At 32.9% G+C, this 24,731-nt stretch carries 24 protein-coding genes; 21 read left to right on the forward strand and 3 right to left on the reverse strand.

Annotated features, from left to right (window positions below):
* Positions 1 to 8 precede the first annotated feature (8 nt).
* Together BD847_RS08195 and BD847_RS08200 are read right to left on the reverse strand one after the other, a co-directional pair.
* Entirely contained in the window at positions 9 to 404 is a 396-nt protein-coding gene (locus tag BD847_RS08195) for a hypothetical protein (protein WP_115887803.1), read from the reverse strand.
* Between the two features lie 299 nt (positions 405 to 703).
* Positions 704 to 1,756: a ferredoxin--NADP reductase gene (locus BD847_RS08200; protein ID WP_115887804.1), complete on the reverse strand. Its 1,053-nt coding sequence runs from the start codon at positions 1,754 to 1,756 to the stop codon at positions 704 to 706.
* A 128-nt stretch (positions 1,757 to 1,884) separates the two neighbouring features.
* Between BD847_RS08200 and BD847_RS08205 the strand changes: the two genes are divergently transcribed.
* The 18 genes from BD847_RS08205 to BD847_RS08295 all read left to right on the forward strand — a co-directional run bounded on the left by BD847_RS08205 (position 1,885) and on the right by BD847_RS08295 (position 20,813).
* Positions 1,885 to 3,345 (forward strand): DUF5687 family protein, encoded by a 1,461-nt coding sequence (locus BD847_RS08205; protein ID WP_115887805.1) that lies wholly within the window; start codon positions 1,885 to 1,887, stop codon positions 3,343 to 3,345.
* Positions 3,346 to 3,435: 90 nt separating this feature from the next.
* Positions 3,436 to 4,131, forward strand: a complete 696-nt coding sequence (locus BD847_RS08210; RefSeq protein WP_115887806.1) for an ABC transporter ATP-binding protein — start codon at positions 3,436 to 3,438, stop codon at positions 4,129 to 4,131.
* Between the two features lie 86 nt (positions 4,132 to 4,217).
* On the forward strand, positions 4,218 to 6,833 hold the full coding sequence (gene porW, locus BD847_RS08215; RefSeq protein ID WP_115887807.1) for a type IX secretion system periplasmic lipoprotein PorW/SprE: 2,616 nt from the start codon (positions 4,218 to 4,220) through the stop codon (positions 6,831 to 6,833).
* A 3-nt stretch (positions 6,834 to 6,836) separates the two neighbouring features.
* Complete coding sequence (locus tag BD847_RS08220; RefSeq protein WP_115887808.1) at positions 6,837 to 7,232, forward strand: bactofilin family protein; 396 nt, start codon at positions 6,837 to 6,839, stop codon at positions 7,230 to 7,232.
* Positions 7,213 to 7,440 carry an AtpZ/AtpI family protein gene (locus BD847_RS08225; RefSeq protein ID WP_115887809.1) on the forward strand — a complete coding sequence of 76 codons (228 nt, stop codon included), beginning with the start codon at positions 7,213 to 7,215 and terminating at the stop codon, positions 7,438 to 7,440. The genes BD847_RS08220 and BD847_RS08225 overlap by 20 nt, the downstream gene beginning before the upstream one ends.
* 568 nt (positions 7,441 to 8,008) lie before the next feature.
* On the forward strand, positions 8,009 to 9,160 hold the full coding sequence (gene atpB / locus BD847_RS08235) for a F0F1 ATP synthase subunit A (RefSeq protein WP_115887811.1): 1,152 nt from the start codon (positions 8,009 to 8,011) through the stop codon (positions 9,158 to 9,160).
* 95 nt (positions 9,161 to 9,255) lie between these two features.
* Entirely contained in the window at positions 9,256 to 9,447 is a 192-nt protein-coding gene (gene atpE / locus BD847_RS08240; RefSeq protein ID WP_053472986.1) for an ATP synthase F0 subunit C, read from the forward strand.
* Between the two features lie 125 nt (positions 9,448 to 9,572).
* Positions 9,573 to 10,073, forward strand: a complete 501-nt coding sequence (locus BD847_RS08245; RefSeq protein ID WP_115887812.1) for a F0F1 ATP synthase subunit B — start codon at positions 9,573 to 9,575, stop codon at positions 10,071 to 10,073.
* 4 nt (positions 10,074 to 10,077) lie between these two features.
* Positions 10,078 to 10,611, forward strand: a complete 534-nt coding sequence (gene atpH / locus BD847_RS08250; RefSeq protein ID WP_115887813.1) for an ATP synthase F1 subunit delta — start codon at positions 10,078 to 10,080, stop codon at positions 10,609 to 10,611.
* Between the two features lie 38 nt (positions 10,612 to 10,649).
* Positions 10,650 to 12,227, forward strand: a complete 1,578-nt coding sequence (gene atpA, locus BD847_RS08255; protein ID WP_115887814.1) for a F0F1 ATP synthase subunit alpha — start codon at positions 10,650 to 10,652, stop codon at positions 12,225 to 12,227.
* Positions 12,228 to 12,313: 86 nt separating this feature from the next.
* The gene (gene atpG / locus BD847_RS08260) at positions 12,314 to 13,174 is read left to right on the forward strand and encodes an ATP synthase F1 subunit gamma (protein WP_115887815.1); all 861 of its coding nucleotides are present in this window, start codon (positions 12,314 to 12,316) and stop codon (positions 13,172 to 13,174) included.
* Between the two features lie 526 nt (positions 13,175 to 13,700).
* Positions 13,701 to 14,147: a GNAT family N-acetyltransferase gene (locus BD847_RS08265; RefSeq protein ID WP_115887816.1), complete on the forward strand. Its 447-nt coding sequence runs from the start codon at positions 13,701 to 13,703 to the stop codon at positions 14,145 to 14,147.
* Positions 14,148 to 14,241: 94 nt separating this feature from the next.
* The gene (locus tag BD847_RS08270; RefSeq protein WP_115887817.1) at positions 14,242 to 15,699 is read left to right on the forward strand and encodes a lipopolysaccharide biosynthesis protein; all 1,458 of its coding nucleotides are present in this window, start codon (positions 14,242 to 14,244) and stop codon (positions 15,697 to 15,699) included.
* Positions 15,700 to 15,724: 25 nt separating this feature from the next.
* The gene (gene dut / locus BD847_RS08275) at positions 15,725 to 16,159 is read left to right on the forward strand and encodes a dUTP diphosphatase (RefSeq protein WP_115887818.1); all 435 of its coding nucleotides are present in this window, start codon (positions 15,725 to 15,727) and stop codon (positions 16,157 to 16,159) included.
* A gap of 172 nt (positions 16,160 to 16,331) precedes the next feature.
* Positions 16,332 to 17,348 carry a sugar nucleotidyltransferase gene (locus BD847_RS08280; protein WP_115887819.1) on the forward strand — a complete coding sequence of 339 codons (1,017 nt, stop codon included), beginning with the start codon at positions 16,332 to 16,334 and terminating at the stop codon, positions 17,346 to 17,348.
* A 52-nt stretch (positions 17,349 to 17,400) separates the two neighbouring features.
* A complete protein-coding gene (locus BD847_RS08285; protein WP_115887820.1) occupies positions 17,401 to 18,750 on the forward strand; it encodes a tetratricopeptide repeat protein in 1,350 nt (449 codons plus the stop codon).
* A gap of 3 nt (positions 18,751 to 18,753) precedes the next feature.
* The gene (locus BD847_RS08290; protein ID WP_115887821.1) at positions 18,754 to 19,536 is read left to right on the forward strand and encodes a DUF4292 domain-containing protein; all 783 of its coding nucleotides are present in this window, start codon (positions 18,754 to 18,756) and stop codon (positions 19,534 to 19,536) included.
* Between the two features lie 23 nt (positions 19,537 to 19,559).
* Positions 19,560 to 20,813 (forward strand): murein hydrolase activator EnvC family protein, encoded by a 1,254-nt coding sequence (locus tag BD847_RS08295; RefSeq protein ID WP_115887822.1) that lies wholly within the window; start codon positions 19,560 to 19,562, stop codon positions 20,811 to 20,813.
* Between the two features lie 41 nt (positions 20,814 to 20,854).
* On the opposite strand, the gene BD847_RS08300 is transcribed toward BD847_RS08295, so the two are convergent.
* Positions 20,855 to 21,274, reverse strand: coding sequence for a CBS domain-containing protein (locus tag BD847_RS08300; RefSeq protein WP_115887823.1), 420 nt, complete (start codon positions 21,272 to 21,274; stop codon positions 20,855 to 20,857).
* A 227-nt stretch (positions 21,275 to 21,501) separates the two neighbouring features.
* Here BD847_RS08300 and rbfA point away from each other — a divergent pair, with 227 nt between their 5' ends.
* The 3 genes from rbfA to BD847_RS08315 all read left to right on the forward strand — a co-directional run bounded on the left by rbfA (position 21,502) and on the right by BD847_RS08315 (position 24,693).
* On the forward strand, positions 21,502 to 21,894 hold the full coding sequence (rbfA, locus tag BD847_RS08305; protein ID WP_115887824.1) for a 30S ribosome-binding factor RbfA: 393 nt from the start codon (positions 21,502 to 21,504) through the stop codon (positions 21,892 to 21,894).
* Between the two features lies 1 nt (position 21,895).
* The gene (locus tag BD847_RS08310; protein ID WP_115887825.1) at positions 21,896 to 23,095 is read left to right on the forward strand and encodes an ABC transporter permease; all 1,200 of its coding nucleotides are present in this window, start codon (positions 21,896 to 21,898) and stop codon (positions 23,093 to 23,095) included.
* Positions 23,096 to 23,265: 170 nt separating this feature from the next.
* A complete protein-coding gene (locus tag BD847_RS08315) occupies positions 23,266 to 24,693 on the forward strand; it encodes an MATE family efflux transporter (RefSeq protein WP_115887826.1) in 1,428 nt (475 codons plus the stop codon).
* Positions 24,694 to 24,731: the final 38 nt, after the last annotated feature.

Genomic DNA, 24,731 nt, shown 5'->3' on the forward strand with positions numbered 1-24,731 from the left:
AGAATCTTTTATAAATTAAGTAAAAGGTAACCCATTGCTTTCTTTTTCTTTCTATCGACTACAATTTCAACAAAACGGTTTTCTTGTTCAGTAACAAGTAAAACATGTTCAAAATCATTAGTTGAATTTCTGTAAACTTTGTGTATCAATTCAGATTCTTTGATTTTATTCGATAAAATTTTGGCTGCTTTTAATTCACTTACGTAAGGCCAAATATTAAAAAAATTATCATTAGCAAGTGGTATTTCTTTCATTTCTTCACGCATAGAAGAATAGTTTTCTTTTGAAAGAAGTTTAGGAGCTTTTCTATTTCTTCTTTTTTTAATTACGAAATAAACCACAATAAAAGAGGATATTACAAAAAGTAATATAAACGTTAGACGGAGGTAGTGATGCATTGCCATAATATTGAAAGTTTTAAAAACGTGTTGACAATAAAATATAATCTTAGAAAACCTTTCTTCGAGATAAAGAAGAATTTATAAATCTAAGCATGTACTAATTTACTAAATTTTAATCGTATTTCTTAAAAAAATCTTAAATATTTAGATGCTTTTTTATAGATTATTTAAAATGGTTTTTGAAGTGAAAATTGTATTTCGATAATTTTAAACACCAAAAAAAGAAAGAATCTCACAAAAAAAATTCCAAATCCCAATAGAAAATTGGAATTTGGAATTTTATATTTTGGAGTTTTTAACGATTATACATCGTCGTAATCAACATAAATAGTATCCGAAGTTGGGTGCGCCTGGCAAGTTAAAATTAAACCCTCTGCAATTTCACCATCTGTTAAAATTGAATTTTTAGTCATTTCTGCAGAACCAGCTGTAACACGTCCTAAACAGCTGCTGCAAATTCCGCCTTGGCAAGAATATGGAGCGTCAACGCCTTGTTTTAGAGCTGCATCGAGAATAGTCTGTTTTTTAGACATTTCGAAAGTAACTTCTTCATCATCAACTAAAACCGTAATTTTTGTATGTCCTTCCTGAGAACCCTGAATTACATGTTCTTCAGACGAAGATGTAAAAAGCTCAAACTTAATTGCTGATTCTTTTACATTTTTTTCTTTTAAAATATTCGAAACTGTGTTGATCATTTCTTCCGGACCACACAAATAGAACTTATCAAATTGAAGTTCTTTATGTTTGTTGTTCAAAACAAAATTCACTGCAGATTTGTCAATTCGTCCAAATAAAGCATTTTCGGCTTTAGCCTGACTAAACACATAATGAACAAAAAAACGACCAACATATTGCAGTTGTAAATCATGTAATTCTTGGTGAAAAATAGTAGCGTCAGGAGTTTTATTTCCGTAAACTAATACAAATGAACTTTTTGGCTCACTTTTTAAAACCGATTTTATAATCGAAAGTACTGGAGTAATTCCGCTTCCTGCTACAAAAGCCGCATAATTTTTTTGTCTTTCAGCATCAGGTTCAAAAGTAAATTTTCCTTCCGGATGACCCACTTCAAGAACATCTCCTGCTTTTAGTTTGGTATTAGCAAACTGAGAAAACAAACCATTTTTAACCGCTTTTACCGCAATTCTTAGCTCACCGCTTTCTGGGGAAGAACAAATAGAATATGCTCTTCTTATCTCTTGATTGTCAAGAGTTAATTTTAAATTTATATATTGACCAGCTATAAATCTATAGTCTGGTTTTAATTCTTCAGGAACATTAAAAAGTACCGAAACAGCATCGGCAGTTTCTCTTTTTACCTCTTTAATTATAAGTTTTAAGAATGAAGGCATGATTTAATTTTTTTGCAAAAGTAGCAAACCATAAGTAATTGACGCTTACTAAAATATTTTTTTTAACTTTTTTTGTAACGTTTTCCTACATTTGATCTCTTACTACGAAAATTAAAACCAAAATAACCATGATTAAGAAGTTTATTTATCTCGAATGGAAAGCCTTTACAAGATCAGCATCTTTTGGTAAGAATCTGGCAATGAAAATTTTAATAGGTTTTATAATGCTTTATTTTTCATTAATTTTTATTGCAATGGGCGTTGGCGCATTTTATATTTTAAAAGAGATGAAGCTGGAACCTTTGGTAACGGTGAATAAATTTTTGATTTATTATTTCATTGCTGATTTAGTAATGAGATTGTTATTGCAATCTATTCCGGTTTTAAATATCAAACCGTTATTGGTTTTGCCTTTTAAACGACCAACAATTGTCCATTTTTCTTTAGGAAAAACGGCTTTGTCTTTTTTTAACTGGATTCACGGATTGTTTTTCATTCCGTTTTCGGTTGTTCTTTTTATAGAAGGTTATGATATTGCTGGAATTACGTTCTGGCTTCTGGCAATTTTTTCGTTGATATACATCAATAATTTTTTAAATATTATTTTAACCAATATAGATCGCTTATTTGTTGTTTTTGTTGGGATTGCCATTGTTTTGGGAGCTGCTCAATATTATGATTTATTTGATATTACCGCTTTTTTAACACCGATTTTTCATGGTTTTTATACTATAAAAGGATTATTTTTAATTCCGTTTCTAGTATTAATTGGACTTTATATTTTCAGTTTCCGATACTTAAAGGATAATTTATTTATCGATGCAGGTCTTTCACAAAAAGTAGATATAGCAACAACCGAAAACCTTTCCTGGCTGAATCAGTTTGGGACATTGGGTACTTTCCTTAAAAATGATATTAAATTAATCAAGAGAAATAAAAGATCAAAGACAACTATCGTAATGAGTTTTCTTTTTCTCTTTTATGGTCTTATATTTTTTGGAAACACACATCAACCCGTTGCAATGCAAATTTTTGCGGGAATTTTTGTTTCTGGAGGTTTTTTGTTTGTATTTGGTCAGTTCGTACCAAGTTGGGACAGTTCCTATTATCAGTTAATGATGACTCAAAATATTCCGTACAGAGGTTATATTACTTCAAAATGGTGGTTGATCGTTATTGGCACTTTTGTTTCTACAATTTTGGCTTCGTTTTATCTTTTTTACGGGCTCGAAGTTTACTTAACAATTGTAGTTGGAGCAATTTACAATATTGGAGTTAATTCACATTTGGTTCTTTTGGGCGGTGCATTTACAAAAACACCAATCGATTTGAACAGTGGAGGCGGGGCTTTTGGAGATAAAAAAGCTTTTAATGTAAATGCAATGTTACTCTCGTTGCCAAAAATTTTCCTGCCTGTATTACTTTATGGAATTGGTCTTTATTTTGACAACAAAAACCTTGGTCTTGCATTAGTTGCAATAGCTGGTATTTTGGGTTTTGTTTTTAAAGAAAAGGTTTTTTCATTGATAGAAAAAATATACAAAAGAGAAAAGTACAGTACTATAAATGCTTATAAACAAAAAAGTTAATTGGATAATTTGCCAATTTTATAATGAGATAATTCATCTTATTAGAACACAAATTAACGATTAAACAAATCAACAATTAAACTAAAGAAAATGATACAAGTAAGTCAACTTTCAAAAAAATATAACGAAACTACAGTTTTAAATATCAGCAATCTTGAAATTCCGAAAGGGCAGAGTTTTGGATTGGTTGGAAATAATGGTGCTGGGAAAACCACTTTTTTCAGTTTGCTTTTAGATCTTATTCAGCCAACAACTGGGTATATAAAAAATAATGATATTCAGGTAAATAGTAATGAAAACTGGAAATCTTTCACTGGTTCCTTTTTAGACGAGAGCTTCCTTATTGGTTATCTGACTCCGGAAGAGTATTTTTATTTTATTGGCGATTTACATCATCAGAATAAAGCTGATATCGATGTATTGTTAGCAAAGTACGAGGAGTTTTTTAACGGAGAGATTTTAAAAAACAAAAAATACCTGCGCGATTTATCCAAAGGAAATCAAAAGAAGGTTGGAATTATTGCAACCTTAATTGGTAATCCTGAAGTGATAATTTTAGATGAGCCTTTTGCAAATTTAGATCCGACTACTGTAAGCCGTTTGAAGAAAATTATTAAAGAATTAGCAGAAGATCCAAATATTACCGTTCTGGTTTCAAGTCATGATTTACAGCATACTGTCGAAGTTTGCGACCGCATTGTTGCACTGAATAAAGGTGAAATAGTGAAGGATATTCAGACCTCAAAAGAAACCTTGCAAGAGCTTGAATCGTTTTTTGCCGTATAAGGTTCTATATTTCAAAAAAAGCGTATTTTTACAAGTCTTTATACTAAAAATGCCTTTTAGAAGTTTATGCTTTAAAATCAGTTCTATTGAAAAAGAATACTCTTAAATATAGTTTTTTTCTTATCTTTTTATTCTTTTTGATAGCTTGTTCTACCAAGAAAAATACTTTTTTGTCTAGAAATTCACATGCGCTGAGTACAAAATATAACATTTTGTATAACGGTGGAATTGCTCTTGACAAAGGTCTAAAATCTATTCAGGCAAACAATCAGGATAACTTCTGGAAAATGCTGCCTATAGAAAAAATGCAGTTCGATGAGAATTTTTCAGAAGGAGAAAAAACAAAAAATCCTGATTTTGAATTAGCCGAAACCAAAGCGACAAAAGCCATTCAAAAACATTCAATGAACATTGGCGGACGCGAAAAAAACTATCAGATTGATGAAGCGTATCTGATGCTTGGAAAAGCCAGATATTACGACCAGCGTTTTATCCCGGCTTTAGAAGCCTTCAATTATATTTTATATAAATATCCTAACAGCAGTAATATTCATACAGCAAAAATCTGGCGCGAAAAAACAAATATGCGTTTAGGAAATGATGCTGTGGTGGTAAAAAACATCAATCTCTTATTAAAGAAAGCAGATTTAAACAAGCAAACTTTCTCAGATGCAAATGCATTGTTGGCTGAAGCTTTTTTGAATTTGGAACAAAGAGATAGTGCAATTGCAAAACTTAGAGTTGCTGAAGAATTTTCGAGAATAAATGAAGACCGCGCGCGCTATCGATTTATTTTGGGACAAATGTATCAGGAAGATAATAAAAGAGATAGTGCCATCTATTATTATGATGCCGTAATTGATATGAATCGAAAAGCGGATCGAAAGTACATGATGCAGGCTTACGCCAAAAAAGCACAGATGTTTAATTACGAAAACGGAAATCACGATATGTTTGTAGAAACTTATAACAAACTGGTTGATGATCGCGAAAACCGCCCGTATTATGATATTCTTTTTTATGAAATGGGAGTGTTTTTTGATAAAAACAAAGAACAGGAAAATGCTTTGGAATTTTATAATTTATCGCTGGGCCGAAAGTCTAAAGATCCTTATTTGGTAGCGTCTGCGTATCGAAATATTGGAAATATGTATTTCAAAAATACAGATTATACAATGGCGGCCAAATATTATGATAGTACTTTGGTTAAACTAAATCCGAAAACCCGAGAGTTTGCCTTCATTGAAAAAAACCGAAAAAACTTAGATAATGTTATTAAATATGAGGCAATTGCTAAGCGAAATGATAGTATTATAAAAGTTAAAGGTTTGCCGGACGAAGAGCGTAAAGCTTATTTTGAAGGTTATATCGCAGAGCTTAAAAGGAAAGATGAGGCAAAACGAATTTCTGAAGAAAAAGAAAAAGAGCGACTTGCCAATATTGACCGAAATACAAATACCGATAATATGCCAACAACTTTGAACCCGCAAACACCCGGGAAAAATGATTTGGCTTTAGGACCACCGTTAAATCCGTCTATGGGTGGCGATGCGGCAAGTACTTTCTATTTTTATAATCCTACAACAGTAGCATATGGAAAACTGCAGTTCAGAAAAATGTGGGGCAACAGAGCTTTGGTTGGTAACTGGAGATTAGCATCTTCAAAATCAATTGCCAATGCGGCTTTAAAAGATTCTATAGCAGCTCGCCAGGATTCGATAAATGCATTGAGAGATACTATAGTTGAACCAAAATATACAACAGAATTCTACGAAAAGCAATTGCCTACAAGTCAGCTCGTGATGGACAGCATTGGGAAAGAACGTAATTTTGCTTACTACCAGTTAGGACTTATATATAAGGAGAAATTCAAAGAATACAATTTAGCAAGTGATAAATTGGAGCAGCTGCTACAAAACAAACCTGAGGAAAAATTGATTTTACCTTCGATGTACAATTTGTATAAAATTTATGAAATTACAAATCCGGCGCGTGCAGAAAGAATCAAATCTGATATAACGGCAAATTATCCAAAATCGAGGTATGCACTGATTTTAAATAATACCAATACAGAAGATTTAGTAACAGCAGATAAGGAATATCGAAAATGGTTCAAAATTTATGAACAGGGAGATTACAATACTATTTTAGACAATATTGACAATCTGATCAATCAGTATGCGGGTGAAGATATTGTTTCTAAATATGAATTGCTTAAAGCCAATGCTTTAGGAAAAGTAAATGGTCTGGCCGCTTATAAAAAAGGACTTGAAGCAGTTGCCGATAATTATCCGAATAGTGAGGAAGGAAAAAATGCACGTGAAATTCTGGAGAAACAAATTCCTGGTTTAGAAAAACTTGATTTTACGACAGTTGACACTAAAAACTGGAAAATTATATATCCTGTTTCTAATTCTGATACTAAAACGGTTAAAAAAATTGAAGAGGCATTAAAGGTTTATATGTTGGTTGAAAATTATGAGCGACTAACAACTTCTTATGACAAATACAATAAAACAGAAAGTTTTGTAGTTATTCATGGTTTAAAATCGGAGGCTTATGCCAGAGACGTTTCAGGCGTTTTAAGAGATGATAAAAAATATAAAATTTCGAATCCGGCAATTATCATTTCAAGTGATAATTATTCGATAGTTCAAATCAAAAAAAATATTGAAGCTTATACGGCGCCAAAAACCCCATAAATAATGTTTGAGAAAGTCAAAAAAAACGGTACAGAACTTTTAGGAAAAACCAACAGAATTGTAGAAGGAACTTCTATTGTAGGAGATATTGTCTCGAAAGCCGATTTTAGACTGGATGGAGAATTAATTGGGAATTTTACTTCGCAGGGAAAACTTGTTATTGGTGCATCCGGAATTATTAAAGGCGAAATTATTTGTCATAATGCTGATATTGAAGGAGAGTTTCACGGTAAATTGAAAGTTTTAGAAGTATTAAATATAAAGGCGACAGCTCGTATTCATGGAGAAATAGCCGTGGGGAAATTGTCAATTGAACCCGGAGCTGATTTTACAGCAACTTGTACGATGCTAAATTCTAATCCGGTAATATTATTAGAAGATGGAAAAGGAACCGAATAATAATAGGAGGAATAAATGGATCGCACTTATTAATATTCCTATTCAAATGGGAGTTATCATTTTCCTGTTTTCTTATTTAGGAACATGGCTAGATGAAAACCATCCAAGTCCAAAAGTCTATTACCATAAAATTCTTATTATGGTTGGTGTTGCCATAGCACTTTATAATGTTTTCCGTCAAGTTAACGAAATCAATAAAACAAAGTAATTTACCTTTTAAACAGCTTAGAATAAATATTGCATCTTTGCATAAAAATTATTTCAAATGCTTTTAAAAGATTATAGACCAATTCTACATTTATTTATTCTTGCCGTAGTCTCCTATATAATACATAAAGGAGTTTTATTTGTTTGTGATATTCAGGATCAAAAATTCCATTATACATTAGAATGGTTGTATTTTGTTTTTTTTGCATTTGCAACGGTTTTGTTTATGATACTTTTAAAGTTCAAGACGACTCACTTCGATAATATCGGAATGCTCTTTATGGGTGGCACTTTTATTCAAATGTTTTTTTTCTATTTAATTTTGAGACCGATTTTGACAGACAAGTTTGAAAACATGGCTGTTGAAAAAATCAACTTTTTTATAACATTTATTCTATTTTTGTTATTTGAGACGCTTTTAACTATCCGATTATTAAATGAAAAGCCTTAAAATAAGGATTCTTTAAAAGAAGGTTCAAAAATAATTTTTCATATCCTTTTGAATATTAATAAAAAATGTACCTTTGCACCAAATTTTAGAAACGTAAAAAATCAGATTTTCAACAGATATGGTGATTTCAAACAAACCACTCAGATTTATTCTTGTAGCTTTAGTAGCTTGTCTTCCGGTAATCGGCTTTGCTAATTCGGAAAAAGATGCTGCACATACTCAAACTGAAGTAGCTCACGAAGCTGCTGCAGAAGGCCATCATGCAGAGCCAACTGACGTAAAATCTAAAATTAAAGGCTTTATTGGTCACCACGTTTTGGATTCTCATGATTTTACTTTAACTCAGGATGATGAAACAGGAAAATATTATGGTTTTCCGTTACCAGTTATTATTTGGGATAATGGTCTTCATATTTTTTCTTCTTCAAAATTTAATCACGGTCATGCTGTAGCAGAATCAAATGGTAACTATTATGTGATTAATCACCATGATGGTAAAATTTACAAAACTGATGCCGCCGGAACAATTACGGAAGATGAAAAAACAGGTCATCCAACAAATGTTCGTCCATTAGACTTTTCAATTACAAAAACAGTACTTTCTATTTTTGTTGCTGCTATATTAATGTTCTGGTTGTTTACAAGCTTAGCGAAGTCATATGCTAAAAATGGTGGAATTGCTTCTGGAGTTGGAAGAATTTTCGAACCATTAGTAGTTTTCATCCGTGATGAAGTTGCTATTCCTAATATTGGTGAAAAACATTATAGAAGATACATGAGTTATTTATTGACAATCTTTTTCTTTGTATTGTTTTTAAATATCTTCGGATTAACTCCACTAGGAATTAATGCTACTGGTAATTTAACAATTACATTCTCTTTAGCAATCATTACTTTCTTAATTACAAATCTTACTGCAAATAAAAATTACTGGGGTCACATTTTCTGGATGCCAGGTGTACCAAAACCAATGAGAATTATTTTGGCTCCAATCGAATTGTTAGGAGTTTTCATTAAGCCATTCTCATTAATGATTCGTTTGTATGCAAATATCTTTGCTGGTCACATCGTATTGATGAGTATTATCGGATTAATGTTTATCTTTAAAAGCTGGATCGGAAGTAGTTTATCTTTCGGATTATCATTTGCACTTTCTATACTAGAGATTTTAGTAGCATTTTTACAAGCCTATATTTTTACAATGCTGTCTGCACTTTATTTTGGTTCAGCAGTAGAAGAGCACCACCACGAAGAGGAGGGGCACCACTAAAAAGTTTAACTGTTTATTTGTCAAATCGATACCGATTAAACAAATAACCAATTAAACCCATAAAAAAGAATGTTTAATTTTTAATATATACATATATGAACGGTTTAAATTTCATCGGAGCTGGATTAATCGTAATCGGAGCTGCTTTAGGTATTGGTAGAATTGGTGGTTCAGCAATGGACGCTATTGCTCGTCAACCAGAAGCTTCAGGAAAAATCCAAACAGCTATGCTTATCGCTGCTGCACTTATTGAAGGAATTGGTTTCGCTGCATTATTCGCTGCTTAATTAAAACACAAAAAAACAATAGTTACAACGGTTGGTTGTAACTATTGTTTAAAAAATTAAAACATTAAAATTGCTGCTGGTTAGCGATTAAAAAAGACATAAATTAAAATTTATAATTATCTATAATGGAAAAGTTAATAAATCAGTTCGAGTTCGGTTTGTTCTTTTGGCAAGTATTAATATTTGTTGGATTAATATTTTTATTAAAAAAATTCGCTTGGAAACCAATTCTTGATGCAGTTAATGATAGAGAACAAGGTATTAAGGATGCATTACTTTCTGCTGAAAATGCAAGAAAAGAAATGGAAAACCTTCAAGCTGACAATCAAAGAATTTTGAACGAAGCTCGTGCAGAGCGTGACGCGATGTTGAAAGAAGCTCGTGAAATGAAAGAGAAATTGATTGCTGATTCTAAAAACGAAGCACAAGCACAAGGTCAAAAAATGATCGAGCAAGCTAAAGCTGCTATCGAAAGTGAAAAAAATGCTGCTATGGCTGAATTGAAATCTCAAGTTTCAACTTTATCATTAAGCATTGCTGAAAAATTGTTGAAAGAAGAATTATCTAACAAAGAATCTCAAACTAAATTAGTAGAGAAAATGTTAGGTGACGTAAAGTTAAACTAAGATTATGGCAAGTACAAGAGCAGCAATTCGTTATGCAAAAGCAATCTTAGACTTAGCAAACTCTAAAGGTGTTGCTGAAGCTGTAAACAACGATATGAAATCAATTGCAGCAGCAATTGAGACAAATGCAGAATTGAGTGCATTTATTCAAAACCCAACTACAAAAGTTGAAGTTAAAGAAAGTGCTCTTTTAGAGGTTTTTGCAAATGTAAATGGTATAACTAAAGGGTTGTTTCATTTATTATTCGAAAACAAAAGATTCGAAATTCTAGATGCGATTGCAGTAGAATATAGTAAAGTATTTGATGAAAGTAATGGTGTTGAAGTAGCAAAAGTTACTACAGCTATTCCTATGGATGCAGCTCTTGAAGCTAAAGTTTTAGCAAAAGTGGCAACATTATCAGATAAAAAAATAACAATTGAAAATATAGTAGATCCTTCAATCATTGGTGGATTTATTTTAAAAATAGGTGATCAACAATACAACGCTTCTGTTGCAAACAGATTACAAGTATTAAAAAGAGAGTTAAGTAATTAGTTTTATTACACATAAAAGTGTCTAAATTATAAATTAAGATGGCGGAAATCAAACCTGCTGAAATTTCAGCAATATTAAGAAAGCAAGTAGAAGGTTTTGAATCTGGTGCTACGCTAGAGGAAGTAGGAACAGTACTTCAAGTTGGAGATGGTATTGCTCGTATTTACGGGCTATCGAATGTACAATATGGTGAGTTAGTTGAATTTGAAAACGGACTTGAAGCTATTGTATTGAACCTTGAAGAAGACAATGTAGGTGTGGTACTTTTAGGACCATCAACTGGAATCAAAGAAGGATCAACAGCAAAAAGAACACAACGTATCGCTTCTCTTAAAGTAGGTGAGCAAATGGTAGGACGTGTAGTTAACACGCTTGGTTTTCCAATTGATGGAAAAGGACCAATTGGTGGAGACTTATACGAAATGCCATTAGAAAGAAAAGCTCCTGGAGTTATCTTCCGTCAGCCAGTAACTGAGCCATTACAAACTGGAGTAAAAGCAGTAGATGCTATGATCCCGGTTGGTCGTGGACAGCGTGAGCTTGTTATCGGTGACCGTCAAACAGGTAAATCAACTGTTTGTATCGATACAATCTTAAATCAAAAAGAATTTTACGATGCAGGAAAACCTGTATTCTGTATATATGTTGCAATTGGGCAAAAAGCTTCAACTGTAGCAGGAATCGCTAAAATGTTAGAAGAAAAAGGTGCAATGGCTTATACTGTTATTGTTGCTGCTAATGCTTCTGATCCAGCTCCAATGCAAGTTTACGCTCCTTTCGCAGGTGCTGCAATTGGAGAGTACTTTAGAGATTCAGGTCGTCCTGCACTTATTGTGTATGATGATTTATCTAAACAAGCTGTTGCTTACCGTGAGGTTTCTCTTTTATTAAGAAGACCACCGGGACGTGAGGCTTACCCTGGAGACGTTTTCTACTTACACTCTCGTTTATTAGAGCGTGCTTGTAAAGTAATTGCTGATGATGGTATCGCTAAAAACATGAACGATTTACCAGATTCTATTAAGTCTATCGTAAAAGGTGGTGGTTCATTAACTGCTTTACCAATTATCGAAACTCAGGCTGGTGACGTTTCTGCATATATCCCAACAAACGTAATTTCGATTACAGATGGTCAGATTTTCCTTGATGGAGATTTGTTCAACTCTGGAGTTCGTCCTGCTATTAACGTAGGTATCTCTGTATCTCGTGTTGGAGGTAATGCACAGATTAAATCAATGAAAAAAGTTTCTGGAACTTTAAAATTAGACCAAGCTCAATTCCGTGAATTAGAAGCTTTCGCTAAATTTGGTTCTGACTTGGATTCTGTTACATTAAACGTAATTGAAAAAGGAAAAAGAAACGTTGAGATCTTGAAACAAGGTTTAAATGATCCTTATCCTGTTGAAAACCAAGTTGCAATTATTTACGCTGGTTCTAAAAACTTATTAAAAAGTGTTCCTGTAAATAAAGTAAAAGAATTTGAAGCTGATTTTATCGCTTACTTAAACAGTAAACATAAAGATACGCTTAACGCGTTGAAAGCTGGTAAATTAGATGACAACATTACTGATGTTATCGAAAAAGCAGCAAAAGAAATTTCAGCAAAATATAACTAATTATTAGTTGACGGTTGTTGGTTGATTGTTTTTGGAATTATCCAAGTAACTATCAACCAACAACTAACAACCAACAACTACAATAGATGGCAAATTTAAAGGAAATCCGTAATAGAATTACTTCCGTTTCATCGACGATGCAGATTACATCGGCTATGAAAATGGTTTCTGCTGCAAAGCTTAAGAAAGCACAAGATGCAATCACTGCGATGCGCCCTTATGCCGAGAAATTAACGGAGTTATTGCAAGATCTTTCTGCTACACTTGATGGTGAAGTTGGAGGAGATTACACAACTCAACGTGAAGTAAAAAAAGTATTGCTTGTAGCGATAACTTCTAATAGAGGTTTGTGTGGTGCATTCAATTCAAATGTAATCAAAGAAGTAAAAAATCGTTCTGAATTTTATGCAGGAAAACAAGTTGATGTTTTTCCAATTGGGAAAAAAGGAAACGATGTTTTGTCTAAAACCTTTAAAGTTCACGGACATCATAATGCAATTTTTGATCATTTAACTTTTGAAAATGTTGCTGGAATTGCAGATAATTTGACTGAAAAATTCTTATCTGGAGAATATGACAGAATCGAATTAATCTACAATCAGTTTAAAAATGCTGCGACACAAATTGTTCAAACAGAGCAGTTTTTACCGTTAGCTCCAATTAAATCTGATACAGCAGTTTCTACAGGAGATTATATTTTCGAGCCTTCAAAAGAAGAAATTGTATTGACTTTGATTCCAAAATCATTGAAAACACAATTATATAAAGGTATTCGTGATTCATTTGCTTCAGAGCACGGAGCGCGTATGACAGCTATGCACAAAGCAACTGACAACGCTACAGAATTAAGAAACCAATTGAAATTGACTTACAATAAAGCACGTCAAGCCGCTATTACAAACGAAATCTTAGAGATCGTTGGTGGAGCAGAAGCTTTAAACGGGTAATATATTTAAGAATAAAAAAAGAGCCGACAATTACTTGTCGGCTCTTTTTTTTGTGTAAAAAAGCCGACATCCCCAAGTGCCTGCTTTTTTTATATATAGATTTTATTTGTGAATTTGAACTTATAAAATGGTGATTCTCAATTTACCCAAAAACTGAGAATCAGTACCATTTTATAAAATTATTGTACAGATTTATCACCTCTGTTTGCTTTGTCTTTTATGGGAACAAACTAGCTTTATTAGTCCCAATGCTCTGTTTTTTTGAGGGTTACATTTCAGCAGAATCACTCCCTTGTGCTTTGTCTTTTGTGGGAACAAACTAGCTTTATTAGTCCCATTGCTTTGCTTTTTTAAAGGGTTGTATTTTAGCTTTTCTCATTCCCTGTGATACAAAGTTAGTAGAGAACTGGTTGGAAAAATTATATAATTTTTTTTGTTTCTTATAGATTTCACATATTACTTGTTTTTGGTATAGTTTGATAGACGTCGAAAAAATTGATTATTTTTGAAATTTACTTTTTATACTATGGAATTTCAAATACGCGAACTAACTACAATTGACGAAATGCTGGAACAAATTGATACCATGCGATTTCTCTATCCTAAAATTTCAATAGAAAAATATGGATCATTTCTTGAAGAAATGGTTCCACATAATTATGTCCAGATTGGTGTTTTTGATAATAATATTTGTTTGGGAATAACAGGATGTTGGTCGGCAACGAAACTTTGGACAGGTAAATACCTAGAGATAGATAATTTTGTTGTTAATCCGGAATATCGATCTAAAGGAATTGGTAAATTGTTAACTGATTATATTGACAAGAAAGCTTTAGATTTAGGTTGTAGCAGTATTGTTTTAGATGCTTTTACCGGAAATTTTGGTGCGCATCGCTTTTACTATAATCAAGGTTATGGCCCAAAAGGGTTTCATTTTGTGAAAGTTTTGGATGAAAATAAACTGACCCAATAAAAAAGCACTTAACTCCTTTTATTGAACCGGTAAAAACAATAATAAACAAAAGAATTGGTTATTTTTGTTTTACGAACTTTATTATAAAATTATTTTGGGATTATATAAAAATCTATTTAAACAAACTGCAATTTATGGATTAGCGACGGTTTTGCCGAGAATGCTAAGTTTTTTATTGGTCAGATTATATACGGGTATTTTACCAACAGCTGAATACGGAGAAGTTTCGATTGTTTTGTCCTGGATGGTTTTCTTTAATGTAGTTCTTTCTTACGGAATGGAAACCGCATTTTTTAGATTTTATAGTGCCGAAGACGATAAGAAAAATGTAATTGCAACTTCGACAATTTCAATTTTTTGGTCCTCAATAGGGTTTTTGTTTGCCGCTTTAATTTTTAGAAATACACTTGCAACCTGGGCTGAAGTTGATGTGCAGTATATCACTTATTCCGTTTGGATTTTGGTTTTGGATGCTTTGGTTTTAGTGCCTTTTTCTAAGTTGAGAGCCAATCAGCGTCCGATGGTTTATGCCGCAATTAAGATTGGAAATGTGGTAATTAATTTATTGCTAAACATTTTCTTCTTGATGTATTTGCCAAAGTTGGCAGCTTCAAATCCTAATTCAGTTTGGGATAATTTATATATTGAGAATTTCCAAATTGCCTATATTTTTATTGCAAATCTTTTAGCCAGTTTAGCAACTTTTGTAGTGCTTTCGCCAAATTATCTTTCGCTGGGACGAAAATTTGATCCGGAACTTTGGAGAAGAATGATGAAGTACGGACTTCCTATTTTGGTTGCCGGATTAGCATTTGCTGTAAATGAGCATTTTGATAAAATCCTTCTGGGATATTTACTTCCTGAAAATTTGGCAAAATCTGAAGTTGGTGCTTATTCAGCATGTTATAAATTAGGTTTGTTTATGGTTCTTTTTGCAACCGCTTTCAGATTAGGAATTGAACCTTTCTTTTTTAGCCACGCAAAGAATGAAAATGCTCCACAAACATACGCCGTAATTACAAAATATTTCGTGATTTTGGGATCATTGATTTTGTTGGGTGTTATTGTTTTTGCAGATATTTTAAAAATTTTATTACTTAACGATAAGTCTTATTGGGAAGCTATGAAAGTGGTGCCTCTTATTATATTGGCAAACTTCTTTTTAGGAATATACAACAATTTATCAGTGTGGTATAAACTGACAGATAAAACAAAAATTGGAGCCTACATTTCTATTGTTGGTGCAATTGTAACTTTGGTTTTAAATTACCTTCTGATTCCAAAATACAGTTATTATGGTTCTGCAATTGCAACCATTTCTGCTTACGGCAGCATGATGCTTATTTCTTATGTTTTAGGAAATAGATATTACCCAATTCCTTATGATATGAACAAAATTGGTGCTTATTTGGGCGTTTCGATATTATTTTCGATAATTTCATTTTATGGATTTAGAGAGAAATACTATGTTGGAATCCCGCTTCTTCTAATCTTTATGTATATGGTTTATCATTATGAAAAAGATACTATAAAAGGAATATTAAAGAAATAAGTACGTTTAAAATTTATACTTAAAAATGAAAATTCAAATTATCAATAAATCACAACACGATTTACCAAACTACGAAACAATTGCTTCGGCAGGAATGGATCTTCGTGCGAATTTAACGGAATCAATTACATTAAAACCTTTAGATAGAACTATCGTAAAAACGGGACTTTTTATAGAATTACCAATTGGCTACGAAGCACAAGTAAGACCAAGAAGCGGACTGGCTGCGAAAAAAGGAGTTACAGTTTTAAATTCTCCCGGAACTGTTGATGCTGATTACAGAGGTGAAATAGGTGTGATTTTGGTAAATTTATCAAATGAAGAATTCGTAGTTGAAAACGGAGAAAGAATCGCACAATTGATTATCGCAAAACACGAAAGAGCAGAGTGGATTGAAGTGGAAGAACTTTCAGAAACATCAAGAGGTGCCGGCGGTTTTGGAAGTACTGGAGTGAAATAAGTTTTCAGTCGCAGTTACAGTAATCAGTTCTTTGCTTTGCAATCTTAATATGAAATAATTCAGCATTCTTTGCGAAACCAGATAGTTAAGGGGATTGCGAACTTTGCGAATAAAAAACAAGAACCAACTCAAGAAGATTTTCTAAATCTTCCCCTAAAAAATAAATACAAAAATGAAAATAATAGTTCCAATGGCGGGCCGCGGCTCGAGACTTAGACCACATACATTAACAGTTCCAAAACCATTAATTCCGGTTGCAGGAAAGAGTATCGTTCATCGTTTAGTTGAAGATATTGCCAAAATATTAAAAGAACCAATCGAAGAAGTTGCTTTTATTTTGGGTGATGAAGCTTTTTTTGGCGAAGATGTTGTAGAAAGTTTACAAGATTTGGCTACAGGACTTGGAGCAAAAGCGTCTATTTATCGTCAGGATTTACCATTAGGAACGGGTCATGCCATTATGTGTGCAAAAGAATCTTTGTCTGGTCCTGCAGTTATCGCTTACGCGGATACTTTAATCAGAGCTGATTTTGAATTGGATCCTTCTGCCGATGCTGTAATTTGGGTAAAACAAGTGGAGCAGCCTGAAGCTTTTGGTGTTGTAAAACTAAATCAGAATAATGAAATTGTAGAATTGGTCGAAAAACCAAAGGAGTTTGTAAGCGATCTTGCGGTTATCGGAATTTACTATTTCAAAGAAGTTGGAGATTTGAAAAAAGAACTTCAAGGCGTTTTGGATAATAATATCCAAAATGGTGGTGAATACCAAATCAACGATGGAATTAAGGCTATGATGGCAAACGGAAAAGTTTTCAAAACCGGAAGTGTTGACGAATGGATGGATTGCGGAAATAAAGATGTTACAGTTGAAACTAACAGTAGAATGCTTGGTTTTTTACATAATGATGGCGAGCATTTGGTTGACTATAATGTAACTTTAGAAAATGCGACAATTATTCCGCCATGTTATATTGGAGAAAATGTTGTGCTTAAAAACACAACAGTTGGGCCAAATGTTTCAATAGGAAAAGGATGCAGAGTAACAGACAGTTCTATTAAAAATAGCTTAATACAAACTAATTCTCAAATAAAAAACGCTAACTTAGACAATGCGATGATTGGAAATCATGTTAGTTATGATGGAAAGTTTACGAGCATTAGCATTGGAGATTATTCGGTTTTAGAATAGAAAAGAGTTTCAAAAGTTTCTTTTTGGTTTAAAAATGAAATTATAAAAAAGGATGAAAAAAGGCATTTTAGTAATATTATTTTTTGTTCTGCTTGGCAGTTCAAATTCGGTTTTGGCGCAGACAGAACCTGAAGATATTGCTATGGTGCCAGACGAATATCAGGACGCTTTTTATGAATCTTTAAAACAAAAAGGAATTGAGAATTATGATAAAGCCATTGTATCGTTGGAGAAATGTATCAAACTAAAACCTAACGATGATGTAGCTTATTTTGAATTAGGAAAAAATTATCTCTTATTAAGAGAGTATCAAAATGCAAATACTGCTTTCGAAAAAGCTACACAATTAAATCCCAAAAATAAATGGTATTGGCTTGGAATCTATGACGTAAGTTATGAAACCAAGAATTACCCGTTGGCGATAGAAACTATTCAGAAAATTATTGTTTTTGACGAGGAATACAAAGACGATTTGATTTCATTGTATATGATTACAAATCAGTTTGATAAAGCTCTTGTCGCGATTAACGAAATGAACGATAAATTCGGGAAATCGGAAGATCGAGATCGTTATAAAATGCAGATTCTTTCGCAAGGGAAATATCAGAATGCGGAGATTTCTAATTTGATCGATCAGATAAAAAAGGATCCGAAAGAGGAATCAAATTACATCAATTTGATTTTTTTATATTCAAAATCAGACGAAAATGATAAAGCTTTGGAAGTTGCGAAACAATTAGCAAAAGAAGTTCCAAATTCTGAATGGGCACAAGTAAGTTTATTTAAAACATACTTGGATGCAAATCAGGCTGACAAAGCAATTAAGTCAATGAATATTATTTTAGGAAGTTCAAAAATTGATTCAAAAATTAAACATCGAACTTTAAATGAATTTTTGATTTACACTGATAAAAATCCGCAATATGCTCCAGATTTGGAAAAAGCAATTTCGTATTTTGATAATGATCCAAATGTTGACGTTGCAAAAGAAATTGGAAAATTTTATCATAGTAAAGGTCAGTTCGAAAATGCAATTAAATATTATGAAAAAGATTTAGAAGCGAATTCAGACACAGATCGCGAAACCAATTTGCTTTTGCTTGAAGCATATACAAAGGCAAAACAGTTTGAACCGATGACCAAAAGAGCAATGAATATGATTGAAATTTACCCAAGCCAACCTCAATTTTATTATTATGCAGGACTGGGAAGCAATCAGTTAAAGCAATTTAAGAATGCAAAAACCGTTTTAGAAATGGGACTTGATTATGTGGTCGATGATAAAACGCTAGAATCAAATTTTAATATTCAGTTAGGAGAGGCTTACAATGGGTTAGGAGATGCAAAGAAAAAAGAGGAATACTTTTTGAAGGCTAGCGAGTTATTAAAACAAAAGAAGTAGAAGATGAAAAAATATATAGCAGTTATGGTACTGTCCGTATTTGTGATTTCATGTAAATCGAAAGCCGTGGCGGTACAGAATAACAATACTAAAACAGAAGAAGCACCAAAAGAAGATAAAAAAGCAATTGAAAAACATTATAACAATAAGTTAGATTTTTCGACTTTAAACATAAAAGCGAGTGCAAAATATGAAGACGAGAAACAGAGTCAGAATGTTACTGCTGATATCAAAATCGAAAAAGACAAACAGATTTTAGTAAGCGTTCGCTTTCTTGGAATTACAATGGCAAAAGCTTTGATCACGCCAACGACTGTTAGTTACTATGAAAAAATCAAAGGAACGTATTATGAGGGCGATTTTACAAGCCTTAGCAAATGGCTAGGAACAGAATTGGATTACAGCAAAGTACAAAATTTGTTGGTTGGAGAAGCACTTGATGATTTAAGAAAAGGAAAATATACTCAAACTATCGTTGAAAATCTTTTTAGATTAGAAGATGAAAAAGACGATAAACTGAAAAAAGTATTTTACTTGGACCCTGAAAAATATTTAATTCAGAAAGAAGAAATTTCACAATCCTCAGAAAACATAATGCTTGAAATCATGTATTCTGATAGTAAAACATTTGATCAGGGAACGCTTCCAACAAATATTGAAATTAATGCGGTACAGCCAAAAGGTAAAACTAATATTAATTTGAACTATAATAATATTTCATTTAATGAAGAACTTTCTTTTCCATATAGTGTTCCAAGTGGTTATAAAAAAGTTATAATTAAGTAAATTTGCAAAAAGAAAACAGAAACATGCCAAAATTTCTCCTAAGCCTAATTTTTATTTGTGCCTCCACATTTATGTGGGCACAGGATTCGCAGCAAGAAAAACTTGAACAGCGTAAAGCGCAAATTCAGCAAGAAATTAGAGACAATGAAAAAATGCTGCAGTCTGTAAAGAAACAAGAAAAATCAGCAGTAAATGTTTTTATGATTCAGGCTAATAAAATTAAGCTGAAAGAAAAACTGATAAATACAACCGCAAGACAAGAAAAGCTTTTAAGCAATGATATGTATATTAACCAGGTTCAGGTTAATAAACTGAAAAAAGAATTGGCAGTTTTGAAAGCAGATTATGCTAAAATGATTTTAAAATCATACAAAAGCCGTTCTGAACAAAGTCGTGCCATGTTTATTTTGTCTTCTGAAAGTTTTTTACAGGCTTATAAAAGAGCACAATATTTAAAACAATATACAAATTTCAGAAAGAATCAAGGTTTAGAAATTCAGTCAAAAACGGCTCAACTAGTTGATTTTAATGTGAAATTGGATGGACAGCGACAGGTTAAGAAAAAGATCATTGCTGAAAACCAAAAAGAAAAGCAAAGCTTAGAAATTGAAAAGAAAGAACAACAAAAGTTAGTTAACGCTCTTAAAAAAGATAAAAATAAAATCATTGCGGATACCAGAAATAAACAGGCTGAAGCAAAGAGAATTGACAGACAAATTGATCGTTTGATTCGTGAGGCGATTGCTGAAGCTAATAGAAAAGCTGCGGCAGAAAGAGCAAAAGAAAATCCGGGATCAACAGCTTCGTCTGCTGCGGTTTCTTCATCAAAAATTGCATTAACACCAGAGGGTAAAATTCTAGCTGCCGACTTCAAAGCAAACAGAGGAAAATTACCTTGGCCGGTTGAAAAAGGATTTATTTCTTTAGGTTACGGAGATCAGCCGCACCCACTTCATCCTTCGATAACGGTACATAATTCAGGAGTTGAAATTACCACAGAACAAGGTGCAACTGCCCGTGCGGTATTTGAAGGTGAGGTTTCGAGTGTAATTGTTTTGTCTCCAATCAACAGAGCCGTTATGATTCAGCATGGAGATTATTTTACTGTGTATCAAAACTTAAGTCAGGTATTTGTAAGCAAAGGAGAAAAAGTAAGTATTAAGCAAAGTATCGGAAAAGTAAGAACCAGCGGAGATACTGGAAAAACAATTATCAAGTTTTTGATTCTTCAAAATACATCAAACAACAATCCGGAAGGATGGTTGCAAAACAGATAAAAAAAGGGAGCCGTTAAGCTCCCTTTTTTTATGATTTTTGATTAATCGTATTGTTCTAATAAATATTTAATGACATCTGTTGTAGTTACAATTCCTTGAAGTTGCCCATCATCAACAACTGGCAAGGCGTGAAAATCTTCTTTTGTAAAAATTTCAGCTAAATCTCTAATAATCATGTCAGACGAAACAGTTCTTGGTTTCGAAGTCATGACCTGAGAAACGGTTAACATATCCAGAATAGCTTCATCGGCACCTTCTTGTCCTTCAAACAAAGCGCCAAATGTTAGTCGGTTAATGTCAGTACGGCTGATAATACCGATTACCTCTTTACCTTTCACAATTGGAATATGTCGAATTGTATTTTTCTTTAATTTTTCAACTACTGTTTTTAAATCATCTTTTTCATTTGCAGTCACTACGGTTTTAGTCATAATATGACTTATTGGTTCTCTTTTTTTCATGGTAAATAAGTTGTAATGTTTCTATCAAAGATCTAAAAACTGAAGGAAACAAAATATGATTTTTATCAGTTTACTGTCTGAAAATAAGATGTTTAAATGTTTTTTATTTAATTGCAGAAATACGAAATAAGTCTTAAATTAGAATGGAAAGGCAGCGTAGTCAGAAAAATCAATCTATAAATGGATTGAAATTGAGCGATTGAATTTAAAAATAGTATTTTTGCAGTATGGAAACAAATAGACAGAAAAAAATAGGCGGTGTCATCCAGCAGGATTTGGTTGATATTTTGCAAGGTGAAGTGCGAAAAAACGGAATTAGTAATTTGATAATTTCAGTATCCAAAGTAAGTGTTACTACAGATTTGTCTGTGGCATCGGTATATTTGAGTATTTTTCCGCAGGAAAAAGCCAAAGAAACATTAGAAGCAATAAAATCAAATACAACTCTTATAAAACACGATTTATCGCAGCGTGTACGTTTGCAATTGCGCCGTGTGCCAAATCTGGTATTTTTTATCGATGACTCTTTAGATTATATCGAAAAAATTGACAATGCCTTGGCAGGAAAAGAAAACCCAATTGAAAATCGTGATCTTTTAGAGAAAAGAAGAAAATCGTAAATTGAATTTCCCACTTTACATAGCCAAACGCTATATTTTTAGCAGAAGTAAAAACAATGCTATTAATATCATAAATTATATTGCCAGCATGGGAATCATCGTTGGTACAATGGCTTTGTTTGTGGTTTTATCTGTTTTTAGTGGGTTAAAGGTTTTTAGTCTTTCGTTTACAAACGAAATAGATCCGGATTTAAAACTGATTAGTACGTACGGAAAATCATTTTTGATTACACCGGATCAGGAAAGTGAAATCAAGAAAATTGAAGGCGTTGCTTCGTATACTAAAATTATTGAAGAACGTGTTTTGTTTTTGTTTAAAGACAAACAAAAAGTTACTTATTTAAAAGGTGTCGACCGAAATTATCCCGTAGTCAACGATATCAAAAAAAAGCTCTTCACCGGACAATGGCCAAAACCAGACACTTATCAAGTTGTAATTGGTTATGGAATTTCGCGTGATTTTTCTTTAGGAATTCTTGATTTCGAAAATCCACTTCAGATATTTGCTCCGAAACCCGGAAAAGGGGCAATTGAAAATCCGGCCGATGCTTTTTCAAAAACGGACGTTTTACCAGTTGGAATTTATTCCATTAGCGAAGATCTGGATTCAAAATATGTTTTTGCCGATTTAGGTTTGGTACAGGAATTATTGGAGTATAAAACCAATCAAATCTCTGGACTTGAATTTAATCTGAAAGAAAATGCAAATGAAAGTGCCGTCAGAGCAAAACTTGAGGCTATTTTCAAAAATAAAGTCACGCTTAAAAACAGAGCACAGCTAAACGAATCGCTGTATAGAATGCTAAATACGGAAAATATTGCTGTTTATCTGATTTTTACATTGGTCATCATTGTAGCACTTTTTAATTTGATTGGTGCTTTAATTATGATGATTTTAGAGAAAAAAGGAAACCTAAAAACCCTTTTTAATCTGGGAACAGAAATTAGCCATCTCCGAAAAATATTCTTGCTTCAGGGAACTTTGCTGAGTGTTTTTGGCGGTATAATTGGACTTATATTAGGAGTTATTCTTGTATTGCTGCAGCAAAAATACGAGCTCATTATGATTACGCCAACTTTAGCTTTTCCGGTTGTTTTTACAACTGAAAACATATTAATTGTCTTAGCAACCATCATTTCGCTTGGCTTTTTGGCTTCCTTAATTGCTTGCAGCCGTGTGAGTAAAAAGCTGTTAGATTAATATTTCCGGCTAAAAAATATTCCCTATATTTATCGTCTCAAAAAATTAGAGCATATGATTGTTTCTGCCTAATCCTATTTTATTTTTTGGAATAATTAGGATACTTACGTTTTTTCTTCTCGTTCAGATTATTATTTCTGAGCACATTTTTTCATTTATCCTAACTTATCATGACAGAAACTACCATACAGAAAAGCTTCTTTTCTAAAATTTTCACCACTTTAAAACAAGCCTTAAAAGGCGACGAATCATTTGATTATACTTCTGGAAGTATAAAAAAAGCCGTTATTCTATTAGCCATTCCGATGGTTTTGGAAATGATGATGGAATCGGTTTTTGCTTTAGTCGATTTATATTTCGTTGGACATTTAGAACACAGCAGTTTCGCAATTCAGACCGTTGGATTGACAGAATCGGTTTTAACGATTATATATTCACTGGCAATAGGAATGAGTATGGCAGCAACCGCGGTCGTGGCAAGACGAATTGGAGAAAAAGATCCAATCGCTGCAGCAAAAGCCGGAATGCAGGCCATAATTGTTGCAATCGCCGTAAACGCTGTAATGAGTATCTTGGGAATTATTTATGCCAAGGATATTCTATTACTTATGGGTGCTTCGGTCGAAGCCGCCGAACATGGTTTTAGATTCACTCAAATTATGATTGGATCGAGTTTATGCATTATGCTTTTGTTCCTGATAAACGGAATTTTTCGTGGAGCTGGAAACGCTGCAATTGCAATGAAAAGTCTTTGGATTGCCAATATCTGCAATATTATTTTATGTCCAATTTTGATTAATGGTTTTGGACCAATTCCTGCTTTCGGATTGATTGGTGCCGCTTTGGCAACAACTTTTGGAAGAAGCATTGGCGTTTTGTATCAAGTTTATCATTTGTTTTTCGGAGATGGAATTTTAAAAATCAAGATTCCATATTTCGCTCCAGATTTTACACAGATAAAAGCTTTAATAAAGATTGCAGCTCCGGGAATTTTACAATTTGTAATCGCTTCTTGCAGTTGGATTTTCTTAGCGCAATTAGTAGCGACGACTGGAGGCGATCATGGTTCTGCAGGTTATCAAACTGCGCTTAGAATTATGATGTTTTTTATTCTTCCTGCTTGGGGATTGAGTAATGCTGCAGCGACTTTGGTCGGACAAAATTTAGGCGCAAAACAAATTGAACGTGCCGAAAAATCAGTTTATACGACCGCAAGATATAATGTGATTTTCATGGCGACAATTATGATTATCACTTTAGTTTTTGGACAATATATTATTTCGTTTTTCACAAATGACGAACAGGTAAAAACCGTTGCCATTGAAGCTTTGCAAATAATGAGCATTGGATTTATTTTCTACGGAATAGGAATGGTTTTGATCAATACTTTTAATGGAGCAGGAGATACCTGGACACCAACCGGAATTAATTTTTTCGGATTTTGGTTGTTCCAAATTCCGCTGGCATTTGTATTGGCAAAACATTTCAACATGGGACCAACTGGAGTTTTTATTGCTATTCCCGTTGCTGAAACCGCAATTACTCTAGCCGGAATCTTTTTCTATAAAAGAGGAAAGTGGAAACGTATTCAAGTATAATAAACAAAAAGGCCTTCAAATTTTGAAGGCCTTTTTTA

Source organism: Flavobacterium cutihirudinis (assembly GCF_003385895.1).
Taxonomy (GTDB): domain Bacteria; phylum Bacteroidota; class Bacteroidia; order Flavobacteriales; family Flavobacteriaceae; genus Flavobacterium; species Flavobacterium cutihirudinis.